23 protein-coding genes are annotated in these 21,235 nt (G+C 37.2%); 13 read left to right on the top strand and 10 right to left on the bottom strand.

Annotated elements, in window-relative coordinates; genetic code table 11:
- Positions 1-180 precede the first annotated feature (180 nt).
- Positions 181-336 (top strand): hypothetical protein, encoded by a 156-nt coding sequence (locus F6K54_RS19575; protein WP_293080729.1) that lies wholly within the window; start codon positions 181-183, stop codon positions 334-336.
- 92 nt (positions 337-428) lie between these two features.
- On the opposite strand, the gene nifB is transcribed toward F6K54_RS19575, so the two are convergent.
- Both nifB and F6K54_RS19565 read right to left on the bottom strand, forming a co-directional pair.
- Positions 429-1,901 (bottom strand): nitrogenase cofactor biosynthesis protein NifB, encoded by a 1,473-nt coding sequence (nifB, locus tag F6K54_RS19570; RefSeq protein WP_293080727.1) that lies wholly within the window; start codon positions 1,899-1,901, stop codon positions 429-431.
- A 585-nt stretch (positions 1,902-2,486) separates the two neighbouring features.
- Positions 2,487-2,654, bottom strand: coding sequence for a hypothetical protein (locus tag F6K54_RS19565; RefSeq protein ID WP_293080724.1), 168 nt, complete (start codon positions 2,652-2,654; stop codon positions 2,487-2,489).
- Positions 2,655-4,101: 1,447 nt separating this feature from the next.
- Here F6K54_RS19565 and cysE point away from each other — a divergent pair.
- From cysE to F6K54_RS19530, 7 genes are all read left to right on the top strand, one after another.
- Entirely contained in the window at positions 4,102-4,710 is a 609-nt protein-coding gene (gene cysE, locus F6K54_RS19560) for a serine O-acetyltransferase (protein WP_293080731.1), read from the top strand.
- Positions 4,711-4,722: 12 nt separating this feature from the next.
- Positions 4,723-4,983: an Asr1405/Asl0597 family protein gene (locus F6K54_RS19555; RefSeq protein ID WP_293080721.1), complete on the top strand. Its 261-nt coding sequence runs from the start codon at positions 4,723-4,725 to the stop codon at positions 4,981-4,983.
- Between the two features lie 276 nt (positions 4,984-5,259).
- Complete coding sequence (locus F6K54_RS19550) at positions 5,260-5,490, top strand: DUF2949 domain-containing protein (protein ID WP_293080718.1); 231 nt, start codon at positions 5,260-5,262, stop codon at positions 5,488-5,490.
- 237 nt (positions 5,491-5,727) lie between these two features.
- Complete coding sequence (locus tag F6K54_RS19545; protein ID WP_293080715.1) at positions 5,728-5,994, top strand: nitrogen fixation protein NifZ; 267 nt, start codon at positions 5,728-5,730, stop codon at positions 5,992-5,994.
- The gene (gene nifT, locus F6K54_RS19540) at positions 5,994-6,194 is read left to right on the top strand and encodes a putative nitrogen fixation protein NifT (RefSeq protein WP_124143216.1); all 201 of its coding nucleotides are present in this window, start codon (positions 5,994-5,996) and stop codon (positions 6,192-6,194) included. Before F6K54_RS19545 ends, nifT begins: the two co-directional genes overlap by 1 nt.
- A 569-nt stretch (positions 6,195-6,763) precedes the next feature.
- Complete coding sequence (locus F6K54_RS19535; protein ID WP_293080712.1) at positions 6,764-7,036, top strand: hypothetical protein; 273 nt, start codon at positions 6,764-6,766, stop codon at positions 7,034-7,036.
- Between the two features lie 78 nt (positions 7,037-7,114).
- Positions 7,115-7,915 (top strand): formylglycine-generating enzyme family protein, encoded by an 801-nt coding sequence (locus tag F6K54_RS19530; protein ID WP_366558174.1) that lies wholly within the window; start codon positions 7,115-7,117, stop codon positions 7,913-7,915.
- 31 nt (positions 7,916-7,946) lie between these two features.
- Here F6K54_RS19530 and F6K54_RS19525 read toward each other — a convergent pair whose 3' ends face one another.
- The 5 genes from F6K54_RS19525 to F6K54_RS19505 all read right to left on the bottom strand — a co-directional run bounded on the left by F6K54_RS19525 (position 7,947) and on the right by F6K54_RS19505 (position 12,651).
- On the bottom strand, positions 7,947-8,087 hold the full coding sequence (locus F6K54_RS19525) for a hypothetical protein (protein WP_293080709.1): 141 nt from the start codon (positions 8,085-8,087) through the stop codon (positions 7,947-7,949).
- Positions 8,088-8,243: 156 nt separating this feature from the next.
- A complete protein-coding gene (locus F6K54_RS19520; RefSeq protein WP_293080706.1) occupies positions 8,244-9,152 on the bottom strand; it encodes a DMT family transporter in 909 nt (302 codons plus the stop codon).
- An 844-nt stretch (positions 9,153-9,996) separates the two neighbouring features.
- Entirely contained in the window at positions 9,997-10,113 is a 117-nt protein-coding gene (locus tag F6K54_RS19515; protein WP_293080703.1) for a Ycf66 family protein, read from the bottom strand.
- Between the two features lie 174 nt (positions 10,114-10,287).
- Complete coding sequence (locus tag F6K54_RS19510; protein ID WP_293080699.1) at positions 10,288-10,605, bottom strand: hypothetical protein; 318 nt, start codon at positions 10,603-10,605, stop codon at positions 10,288-10,290.
- 531 nt (positions 10,606-11,136) lie between these two features.
- The gene (locus tag F6K54_RS19505) at positions 11,137-12,651 is read right to left on the bottom strand and encodes a CPBP family intramembrane glutamic endopeptidase (RefSeq protein WP_293080696.1); all 1,515 of its coding nucleotides are present in this window, start codon (positions 12,649-12,651) and stop codon (positions 11,137-11,139) included.
- A 682-nt stretch (positions 12,652-13,333) separates the two neighbouring features.
- On the opposite strand from F6K54_RS19505, the gene F6K54_RS19500 reads away from it, so the two are divergent.
- On the top strand, positions 13,334-14,692 hold the full coding sequence (locus F6K54_RS19500; protein WP_293080693.1) for a histidine phosphatase family protein: 1,359 nt from the start codon (positions 13,334-13,336) through the stop codon (positions 14,690-14,692).
- Positions 14,693-15,019: 327 nt separating this feature from the next.
- Positions 15,020-15,229 carry a hypothetical protein gene (locus F6K54_RS19495; RefSeq protein ID WP_293080690.1) on the top strand — a complete coding sequence of 70 codons (210 nt, stop codon included), beginning with the start codon at positions 15,020-15,022 and terminating at the stop codon, positions 15,227-15,229.
- Here the strand turns inward: F6K54_RS19495 and tnpA are convergent.
- On the bottom strand, positions 15,217-15,624 hold the full coding sequence (gene tnpA, locus F6K54_RS19490) for an IS200/IS605 family transposase (RefSeq protein WP_293080687.1): 408 nt from the start codon (positions 15,622-15,624) through the stop codon (positions 15,217-15,219). The two genes, F6K54_RS19495 and tnpA, sit on opposite strands and share 13 nt — an antisense overlap.
- 45 nt (positions 15,625-15,669) lie before the next feature.
- On the opposite strand from tnpA, the gene F6K54_RS19485 reads away from it, so the two are divergent.
- The 3 genes from F6K54_RS19485 (at position 15,670) to F6K54_RS19475 (ending at position 19,209) form a co-directional block, all read left to right on the top strand.
- The gene (locus F6K54_RS19485) at positions 15,670-16,947 is read left to right on the top strand and encodes a transposase (protein ID WP_293080684.1); all 1,278 of its coding nucleotides are present in this window, start codon (positions 15,670-15,672) and stop codon (positions 16,945-16,947) included.
- Positions 16,948-17,066: 119 nt separating this feature from the next.
- Positions 17,067-18,368, top strand: coding sequence for a dihydroorotase (locus tag F6K54_RS19480; protein ID WP_293080681.1), 1,302 nt, complete (start codon positions 17,067-17,069; stop codon positions 18,366-18,368).
- A 259-nt stretch (positions 18,369-18,627) separates the two neighbouring features.
- Positions 18,628-19,209: a DNA-binding protein gene (locus F6K54_RS19475; RefSeq protein WP_293080678.1), complete on the top strand. Its 582-nt coding sequence runs from the start codon at positions 18,628-18,630 to the stop codon at positions 19,207-19,209.
- Between the two features lie 142 nt (positions 19,210-19,351).
- On the opposite strand, the gene lepB is transcribed toward F6K54_RS19475, so the two are convergent.
- Complete coding sequence (gene lepB / locus F6K54_RS19470; RefSeq protein WP_293080675.1) at positions 19,352-20,002, bottom strand: signal peptidase I; 651 nt, start codon at positions 20,000-20,002, stop codon at positions 19,352-19,354.
- A gap of 877 nt (positions 20,003-20,879) precedes the next feature.
- Positions 20,880-21,002, bottom strand: a complete 123-nt coding sequence (locus tag F6K54_RS43015; RefSeq protein ID WP_366558173.1) for a zinc ribbon domain-containing protein — start codon at positions 21,000-21,002, stop codon at positions 20,880-20,882.
- Positions 21,003-21,235: the final 233 nt, after the last annotated feature.

The following is a 21,235-nucleotide window of genomic DNA, read 5'->3' as shown; positions in this document are numbered from 1 at the left end:
GGTAGCATTTCCGCTAGCACTGCATCATCTACTTTGGTAGTAGCATTGTTATCGAGATAAATAGTTTGTTGCATAGCTGACTAAATACTTGAGGTGAAAGGAAGAAGGAAGAGGGAAGAAGGAAGAGGGTAGAAGCAAGAAGGAAGAAAGAAGGAAGAAAGAAACATTAGTCATCTTTAGATGACTTCTGCTTTGAGCCAAGAAATAAATTTCTTGGCGGATGACATAGCTCGCCAAGGATTGAAATCCTTAGCTAATAGTTTAAGTCATCTTAAGATGACTCTTGAGGAGTATGCCATCTTTTTCATTATATTGTGGTTAATCAATGCAACTTGATATAACTCCTATGTGGTTAATCAGTGCAACTTGATATAACTCCTAACTTCTAACTTCTGACTTCTGAATTCTGAATTCTGAATTCCGTTTACCTATGCAGGTTGTATTAGTTTGATGAATTGCTTGTAAAAATCTAAAGCAACTGTTTCAATTACATCGTAGCTCTCTACTACATCTATTCCAGCGTCGAGTACCTTTTCTTTAGGACTCTCACCAATTTTAGAAACCAGCACAGCTTTACAATCAGAAATTGCCTTGATGATATTTTCCAGACTAGCTTCTTCGCCATAACCACCTAAGCAATAGTGGTCAACTTTGCGGTGAGCAATAAATCTAGCTTTCACACCATCAACTTCATAAATCATAAACTCTTTAGCATGACCGAAGTGTTGATTAACTAATCCGTTGCCCTTACTTGCTACTGCTAACAGTATAGGAGGACCAGCTTGAGCAACTGCTTCTTTTACCTGAGTCTCTGCCTTAGCTGTTGCTAATTTATTGCGGAAACCTTCAATGCCAGCATGAACTTCTTTGCGCTTCTCCAGGCTATATTCTGGAGTCATTTGCATAATTGCTTCCTTTGTGAATTCTTTGCTCCTGTCTTCACCTAAGAGACCAACTGCATCTGCACGACATTGACGACAGTGACGCATCATCTTCATACCGCCAACATCACATTTATCTTGTAATGTTTTCAATTCTTCAGTGGTAGGACCACGCTGACCATTTAAGCCAAAGTAAGTACCGTGTTCTGGTGAAGAAATCAGAGGCATAATATTGTGAATGAATGCACCCTTAGAACGAACAATTTTATTTACTTCTTCTAAATGTTGATCGTTGATGCCAGGAATCATCACTGAGTTAACTTTGCAGAGAATATCAGCTTCTCTGAGTAAGTCTAGGGATTCCATTTGCCTTTGATGCAGAATTTTTACCCCTTCAATTCCTCTATAGCGTTTCCGGCGATAATGAACCCAAGGATAAATCTTTACCCCGATTTCAGGGTCAACCATATTAATCGTTATAGTAACGTGGTCAATGTTGAGTGCTTTGAGTCGATCTATATGATCGGGTAAAGCTAGACCATTGGTTGACAAGCAAAGCTTGATATCTGGTGCTTTCTCAGCTACAAGCTCAAATGTGCGGAATGTTTTCTCTGGGTTCGCTAATGGGTCTCCTGGTCCGGCAATTCCCATAACAGTCATTTGGGGAATTTTGCCTGCAATTACTAGAGCTTTATGAGCTGCTTCTTCAGGAGTTAGCAGTTCACTAACTACACCGGGACGACTTTCGTTGGCGCAGTCGTATTTACGGTTACAGAAATTACATTGAATGTTGCAAGCTGGTGCAACTGGAGCGTGCATCCTCGCATAATGGTGATGTGCTTCTTGACTGTAGCAAGGATGGTTAGCAATGCGTTCTTGAATACCATTGGGAAGTTCTTGTTCGGTAGTAGTTCCACAACCCTTTGACACGCAGCCTCCGGATTTCTTTTCCGTGCTCTTCGTGGTGTTTGCAAAGCTGTCTACTGTTGGTTTGGAAGATAGTTCTGTTGGCTGTAACATCTAAGTTTCCACTATTGTTGGGCTAGCTGTCGCCGTGAGTGACGGATTACTCGCGTCGATACACTTTTCCTGAAACGGTTATTTTCCGTCTGTGGTTTAGGTGTCCGGCGTTATAGTTTTTATATCAGTGGCCCTTAAATTCCTATTGTCAACAACCCGGATTAATATTGATTATTATGATTAGTTTTGTACTCAGATTTGTATCATCTAATAATTCAAATCAAATTGAGATATCTAATTTTTTTATTGGGGTATAGGTACTTGTATTTTTTAAGTGGGGTACAAGTATTTATGGGGTAATGGCACAGAGTTCTATGTACTCTTTATCAAACCTATATATATCAGGACTTAAACTACTTTTTTAACCTTGATTTTGCCTCTATGCTCCTGTACTCATACACCCCTTATTCAACTCAACCTTTTCTTACTGTATACAATGTATCAATTGTTGGCAAGTAGTTTAGATTTATCTTAATTTTTCTTTAAAGAGAGAGTAGGGAGTAAGGAGTAGGGAGTAGGGAGTAGATAGAAAGAATTGATAAAAAAAAATCAAGAATAAAGCTTTTCGTTATTAATTATCCAGATTTAATACAACTGCACTTTAGAGTAATCTACATTAACAAAATCCTGATAAATATGACCAATTTCCTTAATATTTTTATTTGGCCAAAGACTAAATACAACTTTAATACAACTTTTTAGTTTTTGTAAAAAAATTAGCAGTTTTTCAGGATTAATGTAAGTAATTTTCAATGCTTCGTCCTGAGAAAAATTTTCAATTTTCTGTAGCTAAAAACAAAAATGCAACTTTTTCGCTTCTGTAATAAATTTAGCAGTTTTTTCAGAATTAAGTAGATAATTTTTAATATTTTTTTTAATCTTTTCCCTATAATTATGAGTTAAACTATAATTTGAGTACAAGTTTCAATTTCAGCATAAACCCCCCTTAAAAACTTCAAACCTGCTGATACACAAGCATCAACCTTGAGTACAAAAATGCTAGTACATTGTTCAGTAAATACTCGTACACGCTACAAAAAATACTAGCACCTATACCCCAAAATATATTTCAAACATCTATCTACATTCATTTTCAGTCTTTTGAGTACAAGCTTAATATATCTAATAAAGATTGACCGTTAAATATTGGTTAGTAGTTTACAAGGCACTTGATATAAAAATTGAAAAGCAAACGTTCTTGTCAAACACCCCTATTTAGGGTTTGCTGAATAAATTAGTTGGTGGGGGTAGGACACGGGGACACGGGGACGCGGAGATGGAGGGACGCGGAGATGGAGGGACGCGGAGACGCGGGGACGCGGAGATGGAGGGACGCGGAGACGCGGGGACGCGGAGACGCGGGGACGCGGAGACGCGGGGACGCGGAGACGCGGGGACGCGGAGACGCGGGGACGCGGAGATGCGGATAATGCAGCATTAAATCTAGCTATGGCGGTCAGTTTGCTCCGCATCGCTAGCGCGTTTCGCGTCAGCGTTGCGTTACGCCAGTTTTGCGTTGCGCCAGCTTTGCGAAGCAAAAGCAAAAGCAAACGACCGTGACAGCTTGTGGACTGGAAAGGCGCCGACGTTGCCAGGTTGAAGCAAGAATAGAACAGATTATTTAGAGAAAATCATAGATTTATATAGATAATCATAGGTTTCTAAGAACGGAAGTCGATCTTCGTAGCCGACCTTAGGGTGGGATGGCGAGGAAACCTGCGCCATATCCAATTAACCAAGAGAAAGATAAACTTCAGTATTTCAACCCTCCTATTACAGGAAGTACTGATAACTGATAACTGAACTTCAGCCCTCCCTATTACAGGAAGTACTGATAACTGATAACTGAACTTCAGCCCTCCCTATTACAGGAAGTACTGATAACTGATAACTGATAACTGAATTTCAACTCTCCCTATTACAGGAAGTACTGATAACTGATAACTGATAACTGATAACTGAAATGACCACCTTACTAACTGGCAATAATTGTACATTACCTAATAAAACTAACACTTCTAATTCCAAAAAAAGTCAAGGTAACTTTAGGTCTCAATTCAAACTCAAAGCTAATACTGACACTGCTCAACAAAATCTACAACTAGAATCAAGTAGAGACCTTTCCTCTTCTCGTCGTCATAGATTTTGGTATAAATATTTTACCTTTCCAGAACTAGAGACAATCTTAACAGATTTTAAAATGATCTTTGAGCGAGACCCCGCAGCACGCAACTGGGTTGAAGTCTTATGTTGCTATCCTGGTTTGCACGCTCTAGTACTACATCGTCTTGCTCATTGGTTACATCTTCAGAACATTTCTCTAATTCCACGTTTAATTTCCCATATTGGGCGATTTTTAACCGGAATTGAAATTCACCCAGGGGCAACAATTGGACGAGGAGTATTTATCGATCATGGCATGGGAGTAGTTATTGGTGAAACTGCAATTATTGGAGACTATTCTTTAATTTATCAAAGTGTCACCCTTGGTGGTACAGGAAAAGAAATTGGTAAACGCCATCCCACTATTGGCAAGAATGTTGTAGTTGGTGCTGGTGCTAAGGTACTAGGTAATATCAATATCGGAGATAATGTCCGCATAGGTGCTGGCTCAATTGTATTGAATGACGTTCCTTCTGAATGCACCGTTGTCGGTATACCTGGTCGAATTGTTTCTAAATCTGGCGAACGAGTTGGACCTCTTGAACATGGACGGTTACCAGATACACAAGCTACCGTAACTCGCGCTTTACTTGACAGAATTGAGCAACTAGAACAAACAATTGCAAACCTTTATCAGCAACACTAAGGAATGACGACGATGTATAGCAATCATAATCCTAACCCTCAAGACTTGATTACAATTGTGAATCTTTCTCAAATTGATCGTTGGTTCGTTCATCAGCGTTTACAAGAACTAATGATTAATAGCTGGTGTCCCACTAGCGGTGAATTATTAGTAGAAGTCAATAATGTCACCGATGCTCTTCTTGTCCACAGCATTGTTAAGCAATTTGTTGCTCCTCGCCAAGAGTTAGTGGACTGGTTAGAAAGATGCTGGCAAATGGAAGTTTTTTCCTAAACACAACTATTGATTTAATGAACAATTTTCATTCTCATTGGTAATAGATATGGAGTTACCGAATAATTAATAATTAATAATTAATAATTAATAATTAAATAATTCTGGTTTAAAGCCTCCCCTTTTAAGGGGAAAATAAAGAAATAATATTTCCTTATCTTCAGTTTCGTAACGGTTTTAACCAGAGGTAATTATCAATTATCCATTATCAATTATCAATTAATAAACTTCCTTATCTATTACCTGTAGTTTATTTAATACTGAAGGATAATAACTATGGAAGGCGATCGCAAAACAACTCTATTTCTTAATTTTCTGCAGGAAGAATTAGCTATTTCTGCCGCAGCAATTTCTGTAGCACGGAAACACAGTGAAGCTTCTTGTGGACCTCTACCAATGATTTTATGGAAGTTTGGCATGATTTCTCTCCAACAATTGCAACAAATTTTTGATTGGCATGAATCTTACGATAGCAATGCTTTCTGCTACAATCAGCAAATTAGTTAAAAGATGAATTATAAAGTTTATCTAAAATAAAAGCTATCTCATTGATCAACCCATGTTTAATAGTGATAAATACTTTTAGATTTTGCTTGAATTTTATTTTTAGTAGTATTCTAAAGAAAGAAGCAATAGCTACTTTTTCTCAAATAATTAATATGTCATAATCTCTAAAGAAATTATCACTATTCATTCCACCAAAAATCACAATAAGATTTAGCTCAGTATTAGGGAGGCAGCTACATGAAATTAGATGAGGCGATCGAATTAGATGGACCACCAATATTTGAATTGGAACAAAAAGTAAGAGTTCGCAAAATAATTCGTAATGATGGTACTTTCCCTGGAAAAAATCGAGGTGATATTCTTTTAGAAGGGGGAGAAGTCGGTTACATTTGTGGCATAGGCACTTTCTTACAAAAATTTTATATTTATTCCGTACATTTCATCAAAAAAGGAATGATTATCGGCTGTCGTAAAAATGAAATAGAAGTTGTAGAGGAAAATTAATGAAAGTAATTCTACGCAATAATGCAGCAGGAAATTTAGAAGTTTATGTTGCTAAAAAAGATTTGGAAGAAGAGGTTGTTTCACAAAAAATTGATGGAGATATTAAAGTTTTAACTTTAACAAATGGTTGGGAATTATCTATTCCTAAAGACCAACCAGAAAAACTACCTCTAACTATCGACGCTAAAAGATTAAACTAAAAGTTTCCTTTCCATAGTTACTCCTTATTGTACAGCCACCAAATGAGATTTATCTCTTATTTGGTGGTTTTTTTTGACCCCAATATATCTAATATCAAATCCGCTCGGGTTCGGTATAAAAAATTTTTCATCCTCAGCGCTAATTTGCAAATATTTCTAAATTCTCTTCCTTCCTGTACGTCGCCCTACCGACGACTCCCCTACCTGAATCCTTACTTGAGAAGGTTTCTTAGAGTTTAAACATTAATAAATCCCTATTAGACTTCTCCAGAAAAGAGGGAGTAGGGAGTAGGGAACCCACCCCTCGCCCCTCCCCCTCCCAGGAGGGGAAGAATTGATAATTTCTGTGGGATAATTGACTTTATTTTTTATTATTGGAGATGTCTATTAGGGATTGAAACACTTTAACCAGATCTGTTTGACTAAAGTGCGTCTACTGGTGTCAGTGCTTGGCGAGAAAATGCCAATATTATTACTTTGTGTTACAATGAAACTACAAAAAAAATATGTCCACATAGCCTTCTGCTTCAACAGAAAGTATCGATCGCTTTTCGCTGAAATAAAATGACATGATTGATAACACAAACGATTTTATACAAACCATAATTGACCAAATTCACGAAGATGAGAAACGTTTATCTGACGGAGAACAAGTAAGCAATATTGCCCTGAAGATTCCTCGCATCGATAGTGGTGAAGATAAACGTTTGGGTTTGGGACATAAATTAGCCAGGCAACTCTTCCCGGCATTGGATGCTAAAGAAATTATGCTGCCGACAGAAGTCATGCAACAGGTTAATGATTTTGAGGAAGGTTGTGCAACCCATCCACAGCATTGTTAATGGTTGCACTAGATTATTCATCTATCAAATAACATTAATGAACCACAATGTAAACTTAAGTTTATTTTGAAACCTAATATGTTTAATTTGTACAGAGAAAAATTTGATGTCATAACAGTAAACAGCAAAGGAGAAGAAATTAATCGTCGTTCTCATGAGGCAGTATTTTTTACTGAAGATTTAAGTAATGGTATTAAATTAGAAATGGTTTATATTCCTGGGGGTAGTTTTTTGATGGGTAATGAAGAGGGAAAATATAAACATGAACTTCCTCAACATCAAGTTACTCTCCAAGCTTTTTATATGAGCAAATACCCTATTACTCAAGCTCAATATCAAGCCATTATGGGTGAAAATCCCTCTGATGTCGAAGGAGAGAATCGGCCAGTAGAATGCGTGTCGTGGTACAATACAACAGAATTTTGTCAAAAGCTATCTCAGAAAACGGGAAAAACTTACAGACTGCCAAGTGAAAGTCAATGGGAATATGCTTGTCGTGCTGGAACAACCACACCATTTTATTTTGGAGAAACTATAACGTCTGAGTTAGTTAACTATAATCCCAAAGGTGAAGATTTAGAAGAAACAACAGATGTAGGAAGCTTTCCTCCTAATGCTTTTGGTTTATATGATATGCACGGCAATGTTTGGGAATGGTGCGCTGATGATTGGCATGATAACTATGAAGGTGTCCCTACTGATGGCAGTGCTTGGCTGAAAAATGATGAAAAAGAACATGAAGCCGTGCGACGAGGTGGTTCTTGGGCCAACTATCATGATTCGTGCTGTTCTGCATCTCGTGACTCCGACGATAAGCGCGACTACCTCATCACCACTTTTGGTTTTCGTATTGTGTGTGCTGGCGGGAGAACTCTTTAACCCTTTATTTTTTCCCCCTTCTTCTTTTTCATCAATCTTCAATAGTTACCAGTCCACCTTCAGTAAACTGAATTACCAGTTCAGCTTCTTCTAACATCGCCGTTCCCAATAAAGGTCGTCTCCCAGTTCCCACAACTCTAACAGTCCTTTCTTCGCCATTCCAGAGAATCATTGCTTCTTGAAGAAGGAGACAGGAGACAGCTATACTGGAGACAGGAGGGAAATTACATGGGGATTCTAACCCCAAGTAATTTTGAACACCGTGTAGACGGTGGGGTATTAAACCCATAAAGAAAACGATAAACTGGTAAGATTACTTCTGCTATTACTACTGAAAAGTGAATAGTAAACTGATTCCTACTACTGCAACTAATACTCCTAAAACTGACCTAACACTTATTTTTTCTCCCATTTGAGCAGCAATAGGAATTATAAATATTGGGCTGGTAGCTAAGAGAGTTTGAGCAATACCTGCGGGAGAAAATTTGAGGGAAGTTTGCTGTAGCCAAATACCTAAATAAGTGCTGCTAAAAGCTGTAATGAAAATTGCTCCTACAAGTTTAATTGACCAGTTAAATTTCTCTGATTTATCCTGTTTTATTTTCTGAAAAAATAACAATAAAACAACAATAATTGTTCCTCCAATCAAGCGAAATAACGTGCTTAATAAAGGATTAATATCTGAGGAAAGTAAAGCAAAACGGGATATAACTGCACCACTAGAATTAGCTATTGCTGCTAATATTGCCCAGACTATTCCTTGTTTAATATTAACATTACTAATTGCTGCACCGGGAGTTCTTTCTGAGATTACCCAAGCTACACCTCCAACTGTAATTAAAATTCCACACCAAGCACCAAAAGTTAATTGTTCTCCTAAGAAAATTAAAGCTAATAAAGCTGTCATAGGAGGAGATAAAGTTTCCATTAGCAGAGTTCTTCTTGCACCCATATTTTTGAGGGCAGAAAAAAAGGCAGTATCTCCTAAACCAATACCAAGAATACCGCTAATCATAAATAAATTAATAGTAGTTGAGTTGACTTCTGTCTGAAGTTTGTCACTAATAATTAAAGTTAGAAAAATCAGAGCGATCGCTATTAAGCCTTTGAATAAGTTTAATTTTAGAGGAGATATTTTTTGTCCAAGTAAGCTATAAGCTGCGGAAGATGCTGCCCATAAAAATGCACCAGTTAATGCTGCTAGTTCGCCTTGAAAATTAGTTATCCACAGTTCCATAATTTTTAGAAGGAAGAAGGAAGAAGGAAGAGGGAAGAGGGAAGAGGCAGGAAAGTTTAAGAGCAAGAAAAAAACTTAAATTTCCTACATATATTAAGGAAGAAGGAAGAGGGAAGAGGGAAGAGGCAGGAAGGGTTTAAGAGTTAAGAAAAAACTTAAATTTCCTACATATATTAAGGAAGAAGGAAGAGGGAATAGGGAAGAGGCAGGAAGGGTTAAGAGTCAAGAAAAAAACTTAAATTTCCTACATATATTAAGGAAGAAGGAAGAAGGAAGAAGGAAGAAGGAAGAGGCAGAAAGGGTTAAGAGTCAAGAAAAAAACTTAAATTTCCTACATATATTAAGGAAGAAGGAAGAAGGAAGAAGGAAAAAGGAAGAGGCAGGAAGGGTTAAGAGTCAAGAAAAAAACTTAAATTTCCTACATATATTAAGGAAGAAGGAAGAAGGAAGAGGGAAGAGGGAAGAGGCAGAAAGGGTTAAGAGTCAAGAAAAAAACTTAAATTTCCTACATATATTAAGGAAGAAGAAAGAAGGAAGAAGGAAGAAGGAAGAGGCAAGAAGGGTTAAGAGTCAAGAAAAAAACTTAAATTTCCTACATATATTAAGTAAGAAGGAAGAAGGAAGAGGGAAGAAGTAAGAAAGGTTTAAGAGTCAAGAAAAAAACTTAAATTTCCTACATATATTTATGCTTGGGTTTACACAAACGTGCCCCAACGGAGATGATATGACCAATAATAACTATTCAAGTAGTAATAGTAATGAAAAAACTGTATTTATGAGATTTATTAATAAATCCAGTATGGTAGTTATTTAAAGTTATTAGTGAAAGGTGTATGGAAGTAAATTATTTAAAGATATCTTTAATACCCAAAAATATAGATACACTAATTAACAAAAATATAGCAAAAGATAATATTGGTTCGAGTCTCCAACCCTGATAAAGCAAAATTCCTCCACACAATAGTATGGTGATCGGAAGAAAAATTAGAACAAAAATCCATTTATATCATGTCCGGTTGAACAGTTATAAATAAATAACTACGGAGGAGTCAGGAGTCAGGAGTCAGGAGTCAGGAGGAAAGAGGGAAGAAAGAAGAAGAACTGGAGTTGAAGGAGAAAGTTTTTTTATAACTAATTATCCGGACATGATATTAATAATATTAAAAGCTTTTTGATGAGAAACAAAATTGTATAGGAAAGTTTTAATTAACAAAAAGACCAATATAGTATGTAGCAAAAACATTACAAAAACTAATACTGGATCTAGTCTCCACCCCTGAAGCAGCAAAATGCTTCCACACAATAGAATTGTGATAGGAACAAACATCCATTTAATAATATCAAAAGCTTCTTTAGATGATAATTTTTTTCGGGATTCATTCAAAATTAATAAGGCTAGTAAGATATCTAATAGCCCAAGTAAACTCGAATAATTTAAACCTAAATTTACCATTTAATACTCCTTCGATTATTTAGATAAAATCTAATTTATCATCTGCCTTATGCCTTCTTCAAAGCAGCTTTCAAGTATATGAAGTACAGTCTTAAATCTTACAGCAGTTTCCGAAGTTATTAGGTACAGAGATTAACAATTGAATTAATGCAAGTGCGGGGATCTTGCCCGCGATGGGTATACCTCACACTTAGTGGAATATGCTGTAATTTCAGTTATCAGTTATCAGTTATAAGTACCTCTGCAATAAGGAGGCAAGAAAATACGGAATTATCTTTTTTTTATCCCCTTAAAAGGAGATGCTTTAGGCAACGATTTTTCGCTAAAAGTTTCAGAATTTTTATATAGCGAATTTTATCTCATTCAGATACAGTACTAGCGGGCAAGATGCCCGCACTACAGAGTTTTTATAATGTTAATATTTGTACTTCATACACTTGGAATATGCTATATATCCTTAGATCTTTTACAAATGATTTCTAATTACTATAGGAAATTCCTTATTTATGTCTCTGAAACTAACTCTAAAAATTAACTCGCTCCACTTCCCAAAATATACAAACTTAACAAAGTTCCACTATTCCATAAACTATGTAACAACATGGAAGATAAAAGATTACGAGACCTAGTATAAACTACTCCTAAAATCATTCCTAAAACAGCTAAAGGTAACACTTCAGAAATATTCAAATGAGCTATGGCGAATAAAAATCCACTTGCTACAATAGCTCCCCAAACTGACATATATTTTGTCAAAGAAGGCAACAAAAATCCTCGAAACATAATCTCCTCAAAAACTGGTGCAGCAATAGAAGCTGTGACATAAAACATCGCTAAAGCTAATCCATCTTGCCCTTTCAAAGCAATAGGTAAAATTGGATTACTTCCACCTTGACCTTGCCATAATTGTTGATTAATTAAAGATATTAAAATTACCATTGGTAAAGCGACAAAATATCCACCTAAACCCCAGAAAAACCAACCATCGCGTAAATCAAATTTAAACCAACCTTTCGGCAGTGGAAAAAATGACTTTAGTGAAAAATAAAGTACTAATAAACCACCCAGAGAAAACAGAATATAACTCCCTAAAATATATCCAGCTTGTACCCGCACTCCCATCATTGCAGGTTGCCAATTTGTGAAGCCTTTAAAAATCTCTAATCCTAAAGGAATCAGAATTTGTCCGACCAAGAAAAATCCAACTACAAATACTTGTAAAATTGTTTCACCATCCCAAGTAACTTCCCAAGGTAAATTGGCATTTTTTAATAATAAAGATTCTTTACCAGAGATTAACCATTGCACTCCTAAAAATATTAGTAACCCTACTCCAAATACTAATCCCATTCCCGGCAAACCAGCAACAATTGCTAACTTCAATACAGCCTGTTGAGCTATTTCTTGTTCCTGAATTTCTAGTTGAGCTAAAACCTCTTGTCTTTCCTGTAATTTATATAATTGTTTTAAAGCACGATAGCGAAACCATCCATCTAAATTTTTCTGAATTAAAGCTTCTGCATCAGGTAAAATTTTCGCTGGATTATTCCAAATTTCACTTAAAACTTTTGCCGTTTCTCCTAAAGAAAGATTTTCTATTTCTGACTCAGTTAAATTTTCCCAACTTTGCCTAGCTTCATCTATTTGATTTTTTTGTGCCTGTAAAATTCCAATATTAATATCAAACTCATTAATCAGACTTATTAACTGACTTATATTCCGGTCTAACTGTTGTACCTCTCCTAAATTTTCCACCTCTAAAGTTTGTTTTTCCAATTGCTGTTGAGCAGACTGACGAGCATTTTTGTATTGTATTAATCCAGCTTCATAAGAATCATTACCAATCAAAGCTTCACTAGCTAAAGTAAAATTCTTACTATCCAAATCTTCAGGTTGCCATTCCGCAGCGTGCAACAATAAATTAGTCTGATATAACTCCAGACGACTTTGAATTTGTGGCTGAGTTACACTACTAAATAAAGAAAAACCAATAAAAGAAATGGCTACAACAGTCAGAATACTTAAAATTAATCTTTTAATCGTCATTAATATAGCAATCCTATTTTATTTGTGTATAAAAATCTTACCGCTTTTAGCTAGAGCGTCGAGAACCCTCACACCATAATTAAAAATTTGGTGGATGAATCGACGGTAAATTAATGGGAGGAGATGTCCCATTAATTTACAAATTTTATGTTATGATAGATTTAAGCTGGTTTGAGTTAACAACCGCCAGTGATCAACCATGAAAATCAAATCAGATATGGGGTGAGATCCCAGAAATCCTAGTAATCCGTTGGGAATGTCAAATCTGATGGCAGCCCTAGGTGAGCAGCTTTTAGATTGGCCAAAAGGGCGGCGGGGCATCCCGTCCTTAAAGCTCGTGGAGTCCGACGGAATACCGGGACTGCGAAACGAGAAGCTCACACTATAGCTTCAGCTTAGTGTGGGAGTATGTCACGATCGTGAGATATATTTTTAAGACTAACAGGACTTAAGCACTGACAACAGATATAGGGTTTTGCTCAGTTATGTTAGCACTAACACACCCTACCAATAGCGTTTATGCGTAAGTCCTAATTAATCTTTTTTCCCTACTCCCTACTCCCTACTCCCTAAAGTCCTAAAACTTTGTACCTCATCAACTAGATAACTGCTGTAATTACCACAAACAATGTAAAATCACTCTGTTGCCACGTTTCCAGCAAATTTATAATCTAAACTATCCATGAGTACCCGTGTTATCCTTGTGCGCCATGGCCAAAGCACCTACAATGTTGAACGTCGAATTCAAGGCCGTCTTGATGTCTCAATTCTTACAGACATAGGCATAAATACTGCCCGTCAGGTAGGTGAAGCTCTCAAAAGTCTAAAATTTGATGCTATTTACGCCAGTCCTCTCCAAAGAGCCAAACAAACAGCAGAAATTATCCACTCCTGTTTAAATTCTCCCCCCCCGTTACAAACTAAAGAAAAATTAAGGGAAGTAGATTTACCTTTATGGGAAGGAATGTTGCGCCAAGAAGTCAAGGATAAATTTGGAGAAGATTATCGTATCTGGAGTCAACTTCCCCATGAATTTTATATGGAAGTCTCAACACCGGAGGGGCAAATCAAGCATTTTCCTGTTCTATCTTTGTTTGAACAAGCTAAACAATTTTGGCTAGAAACTCTGAGTCAAAATATTGATAAAACTATTTTGGTTGTGGCTCACAATGGGATTAATCGCTCTCTGATCGCTACAGCTTTAGAAATACAACCATCTTTTTATCAATCTATACAACAGTCTAATTGTGGTATTAGCATTCTCAACTTTACTCCTCCCTATCCCTCTTTTTCTGGGGAAGATAAATCCGGAGGTTCTGTTCAGTTAGAATCTATGAATATTACCACTCATATTGGTGAGAAATTCCCTAAACCTAGAGAAAAACATCAAGGTCCTCGGTTGTTATTGGTGCGCCACGGTGAGACAAACTGGAACCGAGATGGTAAATTTCAGGGACAAATTGATGTACCACTTAATGATAATGGTCGCCTTCAAGCTGGCCAAGCTGCCGAGTTTCTCAAAGATGTACATCTAGATTTTGCTGTGAGTAGTTCTATGTCACGTCCCAAGGAAACGGCGGAAATTATTTTGCAGCACCATCCAGATGTGGAGTTACAGTTAGATGATGGTTTATGGGAAATTAGTCACGGTCTCTGGGAAGGAAAATTTGAATCGGAAATTGAATCTGGTTTTCCTGGTTTATTGAAGCAGTGGAAAGAATTTCCAGAAACGGTACAAATGCCAGAAGGTGAAAATTTACAGCAGGTTTGGGAACGAGCGCTGGTTACTTGGAAAGAGATTATTCGGTCGGTTTCTGGTGTTGGTATTGTCGTTGCCCATGATGCGATAAATAAAGCAATTCTTTGTCAATTATTTGGTCTGGAACCTAAACATTTCTGGAATTTTAAGCAGGGAAATGGGGCAGTTAGCGTAATTGATTATCCTCAAGGGCCAGATGGGCGACCAGTTTTGGAGGCGATGAATATTACTTCTCATTTATCTGGCGGTATTTTGGACAAGACTGCGGCCGGGGCGTTGTAGTTGAGTAGTTGAGTAGGGGAGTGGGGGAGTGGGGGAGTGGGGGAGTGGGAGAGTAGGGTCAATTTATTGTCACCCTTAGAAAAATTGTATCCTTTAAAATTTCCTACATCTTGCTAGAATTACTTAACCAAAAATATAAAGTTGTAAATATTCTCTGATAACAAAGAACTAGCCATGCGGCACTGGAGGGCGATCGCCTTTTTTGATTGGACTATATTTGTCAGATTTTGAACCAAAACTATAGCGCCATACTATTTTTCTCTATCTGGAGAAGATAAAAGCAAGCTTTCTTGATTGGAAGGTAAATTTCCACGCTATGGAAGATTGATGGAAATAATTCAATATTTACCTGGCACTGGAGGGCGATCGCCTTTTTTGATTGGACTTTCTCAGACTATATTTCTCAGATGTGGAGGCAAAACTATAGCGCCATACTATTTACTCCAAGAGACACGGAAAAATTTCGGGAGTAAGGTCACGCCCCGTCAATTTAGGCGCGGGGCCGAAAAACGACGGGCGCGACTTCAGTCGCCGTGATGAGGGTCGTTAATGTACTCCAAAACCTTAGTTGTACTAACCTTTCCAGTGGTGTCATAAAAATAACTATGGGTCCACAGACTAGGCAGCTTGCATAACTCAGGAAACTCCAGTCGCAACAGTCTCGATGACCTGCCTTTTAAAGCTTTAACTATTTTGTGAATTGCTACATCAGAACCATGTTCTACTAATACATGAACGTGGTCTGGGGCTATTTCTAATCCTTTAATTAACCAACCTTTTTCTGTGGCAACTTCAGATAAAATCGCTGCCAATCTTATTTTTACTTGGCCCACTAAAACTTTCTTGCGCCTTTTGGGAATCCAGACTAAATGGACGTGGGCTAAACCTACTGAATGGTTGCCATGTCGGTATATTTTTTGTTGATCTTTCATGTTGATAGGTTGATATTTATCGACAAATAAATGATAATGGAAAACATGAGTAAAAGAACTAAGAAACAAGCAAAAAGTTATGGATGCCAACAGGTTTTATTGCATCCAGATAAAGACCTACGGGCCGTATTAGAATATTTGTGCGGTGAGGCCAACAAAGTGTTTAATTGCTCTGTTTATTATGCCCGACAAGTTTGGTTTAAAGAAAATCAATTTGTCAAAAAAGGCGAACTTTGTGGGCAGATGAAATGGAATAGACATTTTAATGCGATGTATGCTTCTAGCGCTCAACAAATATGTAACGGTGTTGTTGAATCTTTCAGTAGTTTTAAAGAGTTATTAAAACTGTTTTGGAAAGGTGAACTGACAGATAAACCCAAACCACCTAACTATCGAAAACCGGGTTTATTTACTGTTTCTTATCCTAAGAAATGGTTGAAACTCACGGAAGTCGGAATTAGAGTTCCATTAGGACGCAAGGTTAAAGCATGGTTTGGATTGGAGGCATTCTACATTCCGATGGCAAGTAACTTAGATTGGGACTCGATTAAAGAAATTAGGATTTTACCCCGTCACGGTTGCTTTTATACCGAGTTTGTTTATGAAATAAAAACTCAGTCAGTTAAGCTAGATGCTGGTCAGGCACTTTCTATTGACCACGGTTTAGACAACTGGTTAACTTGTGTAGATACTCAAGGTCATAGCTTTATTATTGACGGGAAACATATAAAGTCAAAAAATCAGTGGTACAATAAACAAATTGCTACAATTAAAGAAAATAAACCTCAAGGATTTTGGTCTAAAAGATTGGCTCGGATCACAGAAAAACGTAATCGCCAAATGCGGGATGCCGTCAATAAAACAGCGCGATTAGTTATAAATTACTGTCTTAAACATAGAATTGGTACAGTGGTTTTTGGTTGGAATAAAGGTCAAAAACAATCCATTGAATTAGGAACTAAAACTAATCAAAAGTTTGTACAAATTCCTACTGCAAGACTCAAAGACAGAATCGAACAACTATGCAATTTATATGGATTGCAATTTGTAGAAACTGAGGAATCTTATACCTCAAAAGCATCGTTTTTAGATAATGATGTTCTCCCAAAATACGGTGAAAAACCCGACAACTGGGAGCCATCAGGAAAACGCATTAAACGAGGTTTGTATCAATCTGTTGCGGGCTATTTAATTAATGCTGATTGCAATGGTGCAGCAAATATCCTCCGCAAAGTATCTGGAAGACTTAAGCTTAACTTGAGTCAACTAACTAGAGGCGCTTTGACTACGCCCTTAAGAATTCATTTTTGGACTGCTTCTTAAAGAATCCCCGTCGCGAAGAGCGCGGGGAGAAGTCAACTCTTGTAGATTCTTTTGATCGCTCTTATGATTCAAACACATTCTTTTTTCACCCTTGGTATAGCACCTACCAGCTTCCTCAGATGAACAGCAAACTTTTCCAACAAGTCCGAATATTAGACCCAGTTTCCAATACAGACAGAATTGCTGATGTATTAATCATCGATAGTAAAATCGCAGCAGTTGAGACACAAATTTCTGAATTCCCCACCAAAACAGAAATTCAAAATTCCCACGGACTAATTTTAGGTCCTGGTTTAGTAGACTTATATTCTCATAGTGGCGAACCAGGGTTTGAGGAACGAGAAACTATTGAATCTTTAACTCAAGCGGCTACAGCAGGGGGTTTTACTAGATTAGCTATTTTGCCCGATACTTTTCCACCTGTAGATAATCCCGCTGGTTTGGCCAGGTTGCAAAATTTAGCCCAAAATTATTCCCCTACTCCCATCTTTTATTATTGGGGTGCTATTACCCAAGGTTTACAAGGGGAGCAAATGACCGAGTTGGGAGAATTAGCAGCAACGGGAGTTGTGGGGTTTGCAGATGGTTTGCCTCTACAAAATCTTGGTTTGTTACGACGAGTCTTGGAATATCTCAAACCTCTGAATAAACCTCTAGCTTTATGTTGCAATAATTCTAGGTTGGCAGGTAAAGGGGTGATGCGAGAGGGGTATGATTCTATTCGTTTGGGTTTGCCTGGTGTTCCGACAATGGCTGAAACTTCCGCTTTAGCTGCTGTGTTGGAATTAGTAGATGCTATTGGAACTCCTGTCCATATTATGCGGGTTTCTACAGCTCGGAGTGTGGAATTGATTAGAGTAGCTAAAAGTAGGGGCTTACCTATTACTGCTAGTACAACTTGGATGCACCTATTATTAGATACTCAAGCTATTGACGGGAAGTATACTTTAAATTCTTCCTTCCTTCCCTACGATCCAAATTTACGTTTAGATCCTCCTTTGGGAAATATTAGCGATCGCTTGGCTTTGATTGAAAGTATTAAGGATGGAGTTTTGGATGTTGTTGCTATTGACCATACTCCCTACAGTTACGAAGAAAAAACAGTCGCTTTTTCTGAAGCACCCACAGGAGCAATAGGACTAGAAATAGCATTACCTTTACTATGGCAAAGTCTGGTAGAAACACAAGAATTATCAGCAATGGATTTATGGAGAGTTTTGAGTACCAATCCAGCAAAATGTTTAGGAGTAAATTTAGGAGCTATTGTTCCTAATACTAATAAAGGAGCAGATATTACCCTATTTGCCCCTCAAAAAACTTGGCAAGTAGATAGACAAAGCTTAAAATCCCGTTCCGCCAATACTCCTTGGTTAGAGAAACAAATTGTAGGCCGTGTCTTAAACTTGACCTTTACTGAATAATTAAAGTTTAAAGTCTCTCCTTTAAAAGAGAAAAAATCCTTTTAGTCAATTCTCTTCTCCTTGAAAAGAAGAGGTAATTGTTAATTATTAATTGTTCTCTACTCCCTGGTTAAGAAAACAAATTTAAGGTCGTGTCCTGGAGTTGGAATTTTAAAGGATATGATTTTTATGAAGCTCTCCTAATTTAGTTGAAATTTTGGGTAATTGTAAAATCTCCTACTCAGATTACTATCATAAGTCCATATTGGAAAATCAAATATTGCCAAATTTAATCCTTTGTTGTTTGATCGTAAGTGCTTATCTCACTTATCCTCTATATGTTCCGAAACAGTTTATGAAAGATACAAACACTGAACCAGATAAAGTTGGTACAACAGAAGCAGCTTTTCTTTTAAATATTTCTACTGCTAGACTCAGGTTACTTCTCAGGCAAGGTCGTCTCAAAGGAGCCAAAAAAGTCAAACGGTTTTGGGTAATTCCTTTAAATCGTCGAGGAATGCCAGAAATTACTCCAGGTCGTCGAGGTCCTAAAGGAACTTGGAATAAAGGATTCCGTACAGGCAATACTTTTATCCATGTGCTACGAAAAGAAATTGACTATAACCGAGACCACGGCACATCTCTTCCAGCAATTTCTGTCAAACAAGGCGGCAAAAACCATCACTGCCACGAAGTAGAAATTCTGGGAAATTGCAAAATTGTCTATCGCCCTCATAAACCCAACAAGAGTCAAGCAGGTGGTGCGCGGCTGTGGATTGAAGTAGAACCTGAAATTGAAATTATTCGCCAACATTTCCGAGATACGGAACTAGACGAAAATGAACCTCAAAGTTCTAGTTAAGTTAAAGTCTGATTTTTAGTCACTACTTTATTATCTATAATTAATCAATAGTTGTGTCGCCTTATTTAACTTTGAGGCTGGCATTACAGACTATTATGGAAATAATTCTGAACATTTGTGGTAGTGCCAACCTTCATAAATTTCATTTGTACAATGGTAGTTCATCTATATTACCAATGGTATTCAGTGGCCAAAAGCGAAATATAGCTCGACCAATAATATTTTCATAAGGTACAAAACCCCAACACCGACCATCGTAACTATGATTACGATTATCTCCCATGACTAAATAGGAATCTGGAGGCACTGTCACAGGTTGAGAAAGAAATCTTTTGTCAGGGGGACAAACATCTATTCTTGTTTTTTGGTGGTTAACTTTTCTCGCCTCAAGTTCGGCAGGATTCAAATCTGAAGCAACATAAGTTTCTTCTACTATTTTGTCATTCACATATACTTTTCCATTTTTCAGTTCCACCCGGTCTCCTGGTACGCCAACTATGCGTTTAATAAAAGCATCTTTATACTGAGTTTTCAGTTCATTTGTCGGATTAAAAACCACAATATCTCCCCTTTGAGGTTCTCTAAATTTGTAACCCAATTTATCTATAATCAAACGGTCATTAATTTGTAATGTTGGTAGCATTGAACCAGAAGGAATATAACGTGCCTCAGCAACAAATTGACGAATTCCAATAGCCAAAATCACGCTAAGTCCTATGGTTTTGATTGATTCAATCCATGGATTTTCTTCATTTTGCTCTTCTTTGTTTACTGGTTTTTCTTCTTTATTCATAGTCTATAAAATAATTAATCCAATAATTAATTGAAAAATACTTAATTTTGATTGTATACAGCATATTTAATATCAGTGAGGTAAATTTTTTGCGGGCAAGATGCCTACAAAGACTTTATCATTAATATTTGTACCTCGTATACCTGTAATCTGCTGTATTTAGCATTTGAGTCACCAAGCTAATTTTTTTGATTATCTGAATATCGAAAATATAGGTTGATCAATTATCTAAATTAATATCATTGTAAGCATTCAGGCGTCAGCTATCAGCTATCAGCTATCAGCTATTGTTTTTAGTTGACGATAAAAGCTTTATTAATTATCTTACTAGAAAAGTTTGCTCCCTTGCCCTTAAAGTCTATATTAATTTAAACACTGTCTTTAAGGAGAGAGTCTTGTTGCTGAGAGCTGAAAGCTAATAGCTGAATGCTTACCGAATTATTAATAATTAATAATTAATAATTAAATAATTCTGGTTTAAAGCCGACCCTTTTAAGAGGAAAAAAAAGAAATAATATCTCCTTATATTCAATTCCGTAGCGGTTTTAACCAGAGGTAATTATCAATTATCCATTATCAATTATCAATTAATGAAATATCATTTTTGCTTGAATACTTATAAATAAGGGAGTAGGGAGTAGGGAGTAGGGATGATAAGGATATTTGCCCTGTGTAATAAGAGCAGTTTTTTCATCACTAATTATCCGGAGTTGATATAACAATTTATTATTGACATCCTCCCCGACCTCAAGGCACGGGGATTCTTACCGAGCCGTAACTCCTCGGCGGGTTGACGTTTTGCTTCGCATAGCTGTCGCTAACACAGGCTGCTGCACCCACCCCTCTTGCTCCCCTCCCGGGAGGGGATGGGGGTGGGTTACGCTTGCCTCCACGTCCGTTTTTCGTCTCCGAATGCCCAAGGAGCGACTAATATATTTATCGCTGCATTCTCATCTCTATCATGTTTTGCACCGCAGTTGAGACACTCCCATTCTCGCACCTTAAGGTCTAATTTTCCACCTTTAAAGCCACAATTTGAGCAAATTTGAGATGTAGGTTCAAGGGCGACTAATTACTCTGAAATTGCGACCATATTTTCCTGCTTTTCCTTCTAAAAAAGTCCGTATGGGTTCTCCATCCTAAATCTGATACTCACCCCTCTTGCTCCCCTCCTGGGAGGGGATGGGGGTGGGTTGCGGTTTTTAATCATACCAGATACATTGTCATACTTCA

It is taken from the genome of Okeania sp. SIO3B5 (assembly GCF_010692555.1).
Taxonomy (GTDB): Bacteria; Cyanobacteriota; Cyanobacteriia; order Cyanobacteriales; family Microcoleaceae; genus Okeania.
Note: the sequence above shows the minus strand (reverse complement) of the source record. Positions and strands in the feature narration are given on the sequence as shown.

What these genes read in the sequence shown, in the direction of transcription:
- cysE (WP_293080731.1), top strand. Translation starts at nt 4,102, where the DNA reads ATGATCTTTGAGCGAGACCCCGCAGCACGCAACTGGGTTGAAGTCTTA.
- tnpA (WP_293080687.1), bottom strand. Translation starts at nt 15,624, where the DNA reads ATGAAAGATCAACAAAAAATATACCGACATGGCAACCATTCAGTAGGT.
- F6K54_RS19510 (WP_293080699.1), bottom strand. Translation starts at nt 10,605, where the DNA reads ATGGTAAATTTAGGTTTAAATTATTCGAGTTTACTTGGGCTATTAGAT.
- nifB (WP_293080727.1), bottom strand. Translation starts at nt 1,901, where the DNA reads ATGTTACAGCCAACAGAACTATCTTCCAAACCAACAGTAGACAGCTTT.
- F6K54_RS19520 (WP_293080706.1), bottom strand. Translation starts at nt 9,152, where the DNA reads ATGGAACTGTGGATAACTAATTTTCAAGGCGAACTAGCAGCATTAACT.
- F6K54_RS19500 (WP_293080693.1), top strand. Translation starts at nt 13,334, where the DNA reads ATGAGTACCCGTGTTATCCTTGTGCGCCATGGCCAAAGCACCTACAAT.
- F6K54_RS19480 (WP_293080681.1), top strand. Translation starts at nt 17,067, where the DNA reads ATGAACAGCAAACTTTTCCAACAAGTCCGAATATTAGACCCAGTTTCC.
- nifT (WP_124143216.1), top strand. Translation starts at nt 5,994, where the DNA reads ATGAAAGTAATTCTACGCAATAATGCAGCAGGAAATTTAGAAGTTTAT.
- F6K54_RS19555 (WP_293080721.1), top strand. Translation starts at nt 4,723, where the DNA reads ATGTATAGCAATCATAATCCTAACCCTCAAGACTTGATTACAATTGTG.
- F6K54_RS19535 (WP_293080712.1), top strand. Translation starts at nt 6,764, where the DNA reads ATGATTGATAACACAAACGATTTTATACAAACCATAATTGACCAAATT.
- F6K54_RS19550 (WP_293080718.1), top strand. Translation starts at nt 5,260, where the DNA reads ATGGAAGGCGATCGCAAAACAACTCTATTTCTTAATTTTCTGCAGGAA.
- F6K54_RS19505 (WP_293080696.1), bottom strand. Translation starts at nt 12,651, where the DNA reads ATGACGATTAAAAGATTAATTTTAAGTATTCTGACTGTTGTAGCCATT.
- F6K54_RS19485 (WP_293080684.1), top strand. Translation starts at nt 15,670, where the DNA reads ATGAGTAAAAGAACTAAGAAACAAGCAAAAAGTTATGGATGCCAACAG.
- F6K54_RS19575 (WP_293080729.1), top strand. Translation starts at nt 181, where the DNA reads ATGACTTCTGCTTTGAGCCAAGAAATAAATTTCTTGGCGGATGACATA.
- F6K54_RS19525 (WP_293080709.1), bottom strand. Translation starts at nt 8,087, where the DNA reads ATGATTCTCTGGAATGGCGAAGAAAGGACTGTTAGAGTTGTGGGAACT.
- F6K54_RS19495 (WP_293080690.1), top strand. Translation starts at nt 15,020, where the DNA reads ATGGAAATAATTCAATATTTACCTGGCACTGGAGGGCGATCGCCTTTT.
- lepB (WP_293080675.1), bottom strand. Translation starts at nt 20,002, where the DNA reads ATGAATAAAGAAGAAAAACCAGTAAACAAAGAAGAGCAAAATGAAGAA.
- F6K54_RS19545 (WP_293080715.1), top strand. Translation starts at nt 5,728, where the DNA reads ATGAAATTAGATGAGGCGATCGAATTAGATGGACCACCAATATTTGAA.
- F6K54_RS19530 (WP_366558174.1), top strand. Translation starts at nt 7,115, where the DNA reads ATGTTTAATTTGTACAGAGAAAAATTTGATGTCATAACAGTAAACAGC.